Origin of the sequence: Paraburkholderia sp. USG1 (assembly GCF_031570135.1) — a bacterium.
Taxonomy (GTDB): domain Bacteria; phylum Pseudomonadota; class Gammaproteobacteria; order Burkholderiales; family Burkholderiaceae; genus Paraburkholderia; species Paraburkholderia dioscoreae.
This window is the reverse complement of record NZ_JAMWXW010000056.1, coordinates 21,524-28,368: the sequence shown is the minus strand read 5'-3', so window position 1 is coordinate 28,368 and position 6,845 is coordinate 21,524. Positions and strand designations below refer to the sequence as shown.

General features: G+C 55.8%; 6 protein-coding genes. 4 read left to right on the top strand and 2 right to left on the bottom strand.

The window, feature by feature from the left end; genetic code table 11:
• Window positions 1-628: 628 nt before the first annotated feature.
• Together repC and NE850_RS38745 are read right to left on the bottom strand one after the other, a co-directional pair.
• Window positions 629-1,639, bottom strand: coding sequence for a replication protein C, IncQ-type (gene repC, locus NE850_RS39620; protein WP_405044929.1), 1,011 nt, complete (start codon window positions 1,637-1,639; stop codon window positions 629-631).
• Window positions 1,629-2,585 carry a helicase RepA family protein gene (locus NE850_RS38745; RefSeq protein ID WP_310700367.1) on the bottom strand — a complete coding sequence of 319 codons (957 nt, stop codon included), beginning with the start codon at window positions 2,583-2,585 and terminating at the stop codon, window positions 1,629-1,631. Before NE850_RS38745 ends, repC begins: the two co-directional genes overlap by 11 nt.
• A 318-nt stretch (window positions 2,586-2,903) precedes the next feature.
• On the opposite strand from NE850_RS38745, the gene NE850_RS38740 reads away from it, so the two are divergent.
• From NE850_RS38740 to NE850_RS38725, 4 genes are all read left to right on the top strand, one after another.
• Window positions 2,904-3,086: a hypothetical protein gene (locus NE850_RS38740; protein WP_310700366.1), complete on the top strand. Its 183-nt coding sequence runs from the start codon at window positions 2,904-2,906 to the stop codon at window positions 3,084-3,086.
• Window positions 3,087-3,383: 297 nt separating this feature from the next.
• Window positions 3,384-4,718 carry a metallophosphoesterase gene (locus NE850_RS38735; protein WP_310700365.1) on the top strand — a complete coding sequence of 445 codons (1,335 nt, stop codon included), beginning with the start codon at window positions 3,384-3,386 and terminating at the stop codon, window positions 4,716-4,718.
• A complete protein-coding gene (locus NE850_RS38730; protein WP_310700364.1) occupies window positions 4,708-5,808 on the top strand; it encodes a GTPase-associated system all-helical protein GASH in 1,101 nt (366 codons plus the stop codon). The genes NE850_RS38735 and NE850_RS38730 overlap by 11 nt, the downstream gene beginning before the upstream one ends.
• On the top strand, window positions 5,805-6,842 hold the full coding sequence (locus tag NE850_RS38725; protein ID WP_310700363.1) for a TRAFAC clade GTPase domain-containing protein: 1,038 nt from the start codon (window positions 5,805-5,807) through the stop codon (window positions 6,840-6,842). The genes NE850_RS38730 and NE850_RS38725 overlap by 4 nt, the downstream gene beginning before the upstream one ends.
• Window positions 6,843-6,845: the final 3 nt, after the last annotated feature.

The window sequence follows — 6,845 nt, the reverse complement described above, 5'->3', positions numbered from 1 at the left end:
CCGCCCCTTGCGGCTTCCAGCTCTGCCGGTCTCTGTCATCAAAGTGGTCCCCACTACTCGAAGTGATGGACATCACTTTGGACACTCTCAACGTCGATGTCGATACGGCCTTCAAATGACGCTTACGATATAGATTGCAAGGCCTATGGACAACACGGCGCTGCGCGGGAGGCTTGTAGCTGATGAGCCGGAGGGCCACCGTTCTTGTGGAACGGACAAGACTTTATCTTTGCTGCGCAAGAAGAAGCTCAGCCCCTCTCGTTTGTAGATGGGACTCTTTCGAATAACCCCAACCTCCTCAACACTCGGGCAGTGTTCGGCAGACATGCGCCTGAGTCGCGAGCTTGTTCGCGAGGGCATGCGTATGAGCGGTCGGTGCTGCTCTGACACCTCACGGAATTGCACAACGAACTGAGGCTCCGTTGCGCGTTCAGCGCGACGAAACCTCTTTCGGTAATTAGAGAAGTCTTTTTGCTGGATATATAGAGAATAATAGAGCCCGGAACAAAATTACCGAAACCATGTTTATTTTCAATGACTTGTAGCTTACCCACCGTCGCATTTTGACGTGAATTCGTTCGCAATATGACGTGCCTGTCACGCCGAAAGCACGTCATATTGCGTACGACTAGCCAGTCTTTCCTTGCGCTGCTGCACGAGCAAAAATCTGCCAAACGCCTGTAGGGTCCGAATGCTTCGTGGCAGAAGCAGAAACCTTGACAAGCTTCTTGGGCGTAGTCGAGAGGCGAGGCAACAGCGGCCTTGGCAATGCACCTTCTGTTCGGCCCGCGGCGCGTCGACTGACCTGAACCGCACCGTTCACTGTAGATTTGACAGTCCAAGTGCTCAACTGACCAATCTCGCCTATTGCTTCAACGAGCTCTGGGCGTCGCCGCCTCATGGCAATGGCAGCGGGCGTCTCAGACGCGGCGCGGTCGCGTTGTCTCTTCGCTGAGAGACGGGTACCCACGTCATCCCACACGTATCGCGCAAGCTTCTCAAAGTGAAACGCCATCGTGGCACCTCCTCGAATTCGAAGCGAAAGCGCACAGTGCAACGCCTTCGCACATTCCGAGCGCAAACTAAGCCGTTCGTTCAGACATACAGCAGAGTACTGCCCACCAAATAGCACCTCCGTCAGGCGCCAGTTGAGGAAGACCCTCACGCCTTTGTTATCGCCTACTTGCCAGAAGAGAAGTCGCGACTGGAACTCAGTGCCGTCGTCATGCCGAGACCAGACGGTGACCTCACATAACCTCTTTAGCTCGCATCGTCGCTGGCTCACTGCGCTTCCTCCGGCGTTGCGTCCCAGTCGCCGGCAGAGCTCATAAAAACTTACGTTGAGCTCTGCGGTTGGCGGGCGCCTATTTTCGCGAAGGTTATAAAGCTCCGACTCAATCTGACGTGTCTCTTCATCGACTGGCTCGGCACGCGAAGCCTGTTCCGCCGCGAGTTCCATAAGCACCAACAACAGCGTCTGCTCGGCAATCCCCAACTGCTCTGGTCCACGCCATCGCCACTCGATTCCGTTAAACATGAAGCTACGGTCCAGCTTCGGACGGTCACCTCGCCACACGGGCTGAAACAGAGGCGCGGCAGCCAGCGCTGGGTCGTATCGCACAATTCGCTCACTCTGCATGCAGCCTCCGCGCTACTGCCGGTTTGTTCGACTTTGTGCGGGGCGGCCGCGGCAAGCGCTCTCGAGGCTTTGCTCGCGGTTCCCGCCAAACCGACAACACCCCTGACGAGGGGTCTCTTCGCAGGAGGGTGGGTTCTGCGGCAGCAGTGTAATTTGCCTTTGCAATATCCAGACGCACGAGGCAGCGGCGTTCGATTTCGGAGATACCGAACCGTGCAGCGGTTTGTTCGTTCACGACCGAAAGGTTCGCTTGCCATCGCACGCCGTCGGTCAGCGCAGACGACCCACGTGAAGCCGACGCCAGTTCGCCCGCCCCCGCCAACGCAGAGCTTCTGTTTGTGTGGTGGGACAAAATCACCGCGGCACCTGTCGTGGTTGCCAGACGCTCGAAAGCTTCGACAACCACTGTCATATGCGCGGCATCGTTTTCTTCGCCTGAGTGAAAGCGCCGCAGAGGGTCAATAATTACAAGCCGTGCGTCCTCGCACGTCGCTGCCATGGCCTTCATTTCGTCGTTCGCCGTCCCCACACCACATTGAACGAGGCGCCCGGCACCTCCCATCGGGTAAATGTGCAGGTTTCGGTTCAACCGCTCTACAAGCGCGCGGCAAGCATCGAAGTTCTGGAACTCCTTCATGCTTTGCACGTTTTGAATGGCAGACTGAAGCCGGTGATGCATTACTGCGCGCGACTCCTCTGCGAGCAGGAACACGACCGGCGCGCCGTCCTCAGCCAAAAAATCCGCCGTGAGGATTCCTCCGCTTACCGGCGCGCCAGCTGCGATGTCGCAGGCCGTTTGCATCAGCAACATCGTTTTGCCAGCCGCACCCGGTCCAACCAGGGCACCGACACTCGATGCGAGAAACCCGGGCAGCACATAGTCGAGATGGGGCGGCGGCTCAGTCAGCGCAGCCTTCACATCCATGCGAAAGTCGTTCAGCTTCACTCCTGACGCCCTCCCACCACGTGCTCTGCAAGCCACGCATCTACGTCGCACTGCCGCCACCGCAATAGGCGGGTGCCAGGTATGTAAAGCCGCGGCGGAACGGCAAGCGGATTGCGGCGTATATCTTTCCGAATAGTCTTTGCGCTACGCCCAAGAAGCGCAGCAAGGTCGTCGAGTTCAAGAAGTCTCATGCGTGCTCAGTCTTTAATTTATCGGGACACAAGCGGCCACATCTGGCCATAGTGTGCCGCCACGTGACTTCAGTCGACGTGACCGGACATATAGGCGCGCGGTTTTATGCTCACGGAATCTGCGGCAGTGAGCGGCGAAGCACCGTCTGAGCCGAGCGATGCATTCCTCAAATTTTACAAAGTCTTCCGCGTGTTGCGATTCGCCACATGTGTTGTCGGCAGTTCGCTGCCGCCCAGTCAAAATCGCATGAAAAACCGATTTTCCATTGCGCCCGCCTTGGTTCACGAAGGCACGCAAACGTTTGCATGAATCGCAGCTCGATGGAACAGGCAATGGGCGAACTCTAAGCTCGTGAAGGCTTCGAGATTAACTGCAACAACCATTCCGAATATTTCACATTACGAAATCACAAAACATGACCAGCAACGGGAGGGGTCTAACCCGAACTAATAGTCAAATAACGTGCAGTCGAGAAGTTAATTGACTGCCACTTTTCCTCTTATGAAAAAGCTGGGAAAATAGCCGACTGCGGCCAAGTATTAGTAAAGAAAGGTCCCGCCGGCACCTTCACCCCTGCCGGCTGCCCACATCAAAACCTGAGAGACCATGCCGTTGAATATCGCGCACCTGTCCGACATTCACTTTTTGTGCGACCCTGAGCAGATTGGGCATGACCCGAATCGGCATATGCGCGACGAGCTCCTTGAGGACCTCGAGGTGCAGTCCGAGAAGCTTGGCGGTCTTGACGCGCTGGTCGTGTCTGGAGATATCGCCTACGGCGGTCGTCGAGAGGAATTCGAACTCGCGGCCAACTGGCTCAGGGAGATTTGCGAGCGCACCGGATGCTCAGTAAAAAACGTTTTTCTCTGTCCCGGAAATCACGATGTAGACCGACAGGTCCTCAAGAAAAAGAGTTTCATTGAGGACTCACACGCCGCCATTCTGAACGCAAGAGACAATGAACGTCGGAACATCGAACTAATTCGCCGGCTCAAATTGCCAGATACGAGAGCGCACCTTTATGAATCGCTGGAGAACTATAACAACTTCGCGCTGAATTTCGATAGCTGCTTCCATGCAGAAAGGGACGACTACGCTTGGACACGAGACCTTGTCCTAAACGACGGGTCTATCCTTCGCGTACGAGCCCTCAACTCTGCCTTACTCTCGGGTCGCGATGATAAAGCAGGGACGTTGTTCCTTGGACGCTCAGCATGGAGTGTCGGGCGCGAGGCCGGTGTCGAGCACCTTGCGTTTTCGCATCACCCACCAAAGTGGTTGGCTGATGGCGAGGATATGGTGAGCGAATTTGCTAATAAGGTACGTATTCAGTTGTATGGCCACGAACACGACCAGCGAATCGTACCTTCCCAAGGGTCTGTGACCCTTTTCGCCGGCGCCGTTAATCCGCATCGACTGGAAGGTCAATGGCAACCAGGGTACAACCTCATTCAGGTTAGTGTCAACGTTCGCGAGGACGCACGGTATATGCTGGTGCGCATCCATGCCCGCGAATGGCAATCGAAAATCCCAATGATGTTCAAACCTTATGCCGGGACTGCGCATGATATGGCTCATGAGGTTGAACTGAAGTTACGACCATGGAAGCAGAAGCCCAGTGCTGCCGCACCGACTGCGGCTACGTCGGCCACAGTGGCGTTTTCGGCGCCCTCTCCGGCTACGTCATCTGCTGCATCGCCGAAGGAAATCGAGGTACCGAGCCTAGACGCGATGACCATGCAGCAAGTTCTCTATCCTCTCATGGAAATGGAACGAGACAGGCAGAGAGACGTGTTTCGTGCGCTAAGTCTCGAAGTACCTGAAGAGGCCACCTTGCCAGACTTTCTTAAAATCAAAAGAGCATTAGTGCGGGCAAAGGAAAAAGGTCTGTTGTCGAAACTATTTGACCTGATTGTGGAGGAGAATGCTCATGGCCATTGATACGCAGCATCTCGGGATGCTATACAAAAGACTTGGCATGACCGTAAACGCAGATTTGGTCGAGCGGCGCGCTGCGGTACTAAGCCCCTTAGAAACGGACCTCTCGGTCGAACAGGCGTTACCCCTGCTCTCAATTTTGTTCAACATCACACCGCCAACGTCGGCTCTCGATTGGTTCCTGGTGCCGTTGCGCGAAGACGAGCCAGGCTTTGCGCCTGACGACGTCGATGGTGAAGTGCGCGTGTTGGCGGCCGCAACGCTTCGCGCACGGATTACAAAGAATGATGAAACCAGCAAATGGGTATCGCTGGCAATCGAGGCTGCCTCGTTTGGCGGCATGCTAGATTGTCTGGGCGACTCTTCGCTGGCGGCGTTCGCCCAAAAACGGCTTGCGGAACAACAGGTCAGCCCCTCGGCCCCAGGAGCCACATACAGGCGAAGAATCGATATCGCTACCGCGTACAAACCAGCGGAAACGGCTGGGGCAAGCAATCAGTGGCTTGGGGCACATGCTGCGGTCAAAAAGACGATTGAGGATAGCGTCGAATACACTGAGCAAGGGCTCCTGCACCAAGCGATACAAACCAATTCGCTCCGAGACTACGTAGTTCAACTGGAGGAGCAGGTCCAAACGCAGTGGTGGGCTATTGCGGGCTGGAGCGAAAGCGCAGGGCGAACCTACAGCGAGCAGACAATCGCGGATACGGTCGTTCGCGCGGCCATCGAACTCGCGGATATTTGTGAAACCCGCAAAGCCGGACCGATTTCCGCGCCATCGCTGCTCGATATGACTATTGCGCGTGGAAGAAAGGTCGCCGACCTGAAGAAGCTCCTTACAGTCAAAAACATCGCCACCGCTACTCCATTGGAGTGGCGGCGAACACGCGACCAAGTCGATACTACGTCTCCGTATAGTCGTCTCACGCCTGCTCTCTTGGCCTTAGCGTTGGCGACAGACAGTAACGATGAAGCTGACTGGGCGGCGCAGTTCTCCCGAAAGCTGGCACTCGACATCGAGGCGGCGATTTCACCCATTGCTATGGCAACTCAGGTATTTAGGGAAGTCCTGGTCGCCCGGGGTCTACCGTGACGCAACTGACAGAAACGTCTGCCATTGGTTGCGAGCGTGATGGATGCAACCCCGCCGAATCGGGTTGCATCGATGGGCTTCCCATCGCCGAATGTCCGAGACGGATTCGAATCGACCCGGTTGAAGATACGTCAGAGGACGTGTCGGAGGACCTTCCGTCTCGAGGCTCCGGCAAGCTTGTACACAACGGTGACGCATTTACCCTGACCGAAGCCGACGCGTTTCTTAGACGATACGACGCCCGTGTTATTGCCTTTATCGGGTGCCCAGATGTCGGCAAGACGACAGCTGCTGTGATGCTGTACGAGATGGCGAAGCGTCGGAAGCTCGACGGTTACAAATTCGCTGGTTCTCGCACCATACGAGGATTTCAGGAGCGAGCTCATCTTGCGCTCGTTTCCTCCGGACAGACAACGCCAGACACGCCGAGAACTCCGGTGAGCAAGCCCCCTGCCTTCCTTCACCTACAACTGGTTCGAGGCTCTGCGCAGCCGGCTGTTTGCAGCGTTGAGCTACTCCTGGCGGACAGAACGGGCGAGGACTTTGTGCGTGCCATCGATAAGCCTTCTCTCATCCTTCAATATCCAGAGATTGAACGGGCGAATTGCCACGTTGTCCTCGTTGACGGTAAGAAACTGGCGGATATGAACGAAGGGCCGAAGCATCTCGGCCAAGTCAGAAGGCTAATTCGGGCATTATCGGAAAATAAGGCTTTCGTGAACTCGGAGTTGCTCCAGATTGCTCTGACGAAACACGATGAGGTCCTTGGCTCGGAAGATTACGCAGGAGCGCAAGAACGCTTCGAACTCATTGTCGAGAGCGCAAAGGACTATCTGAAGGAAAAGGTTCGCGTCACCGCTCACCGGCTGGCGGCAAGACCTCTCACCCAAGATGTCCAACTGGGTGACGGCATTCTCCCTATGCTCGACGAGTGGAGTCCGAGCAATCTGACAAAGAGTTACCAGATGGTAGTGCCAAAACCCGCCGTCGGTCGTATGTATGACCGGTTGAACAACCTTCTGATGGAGGTTTAGTCG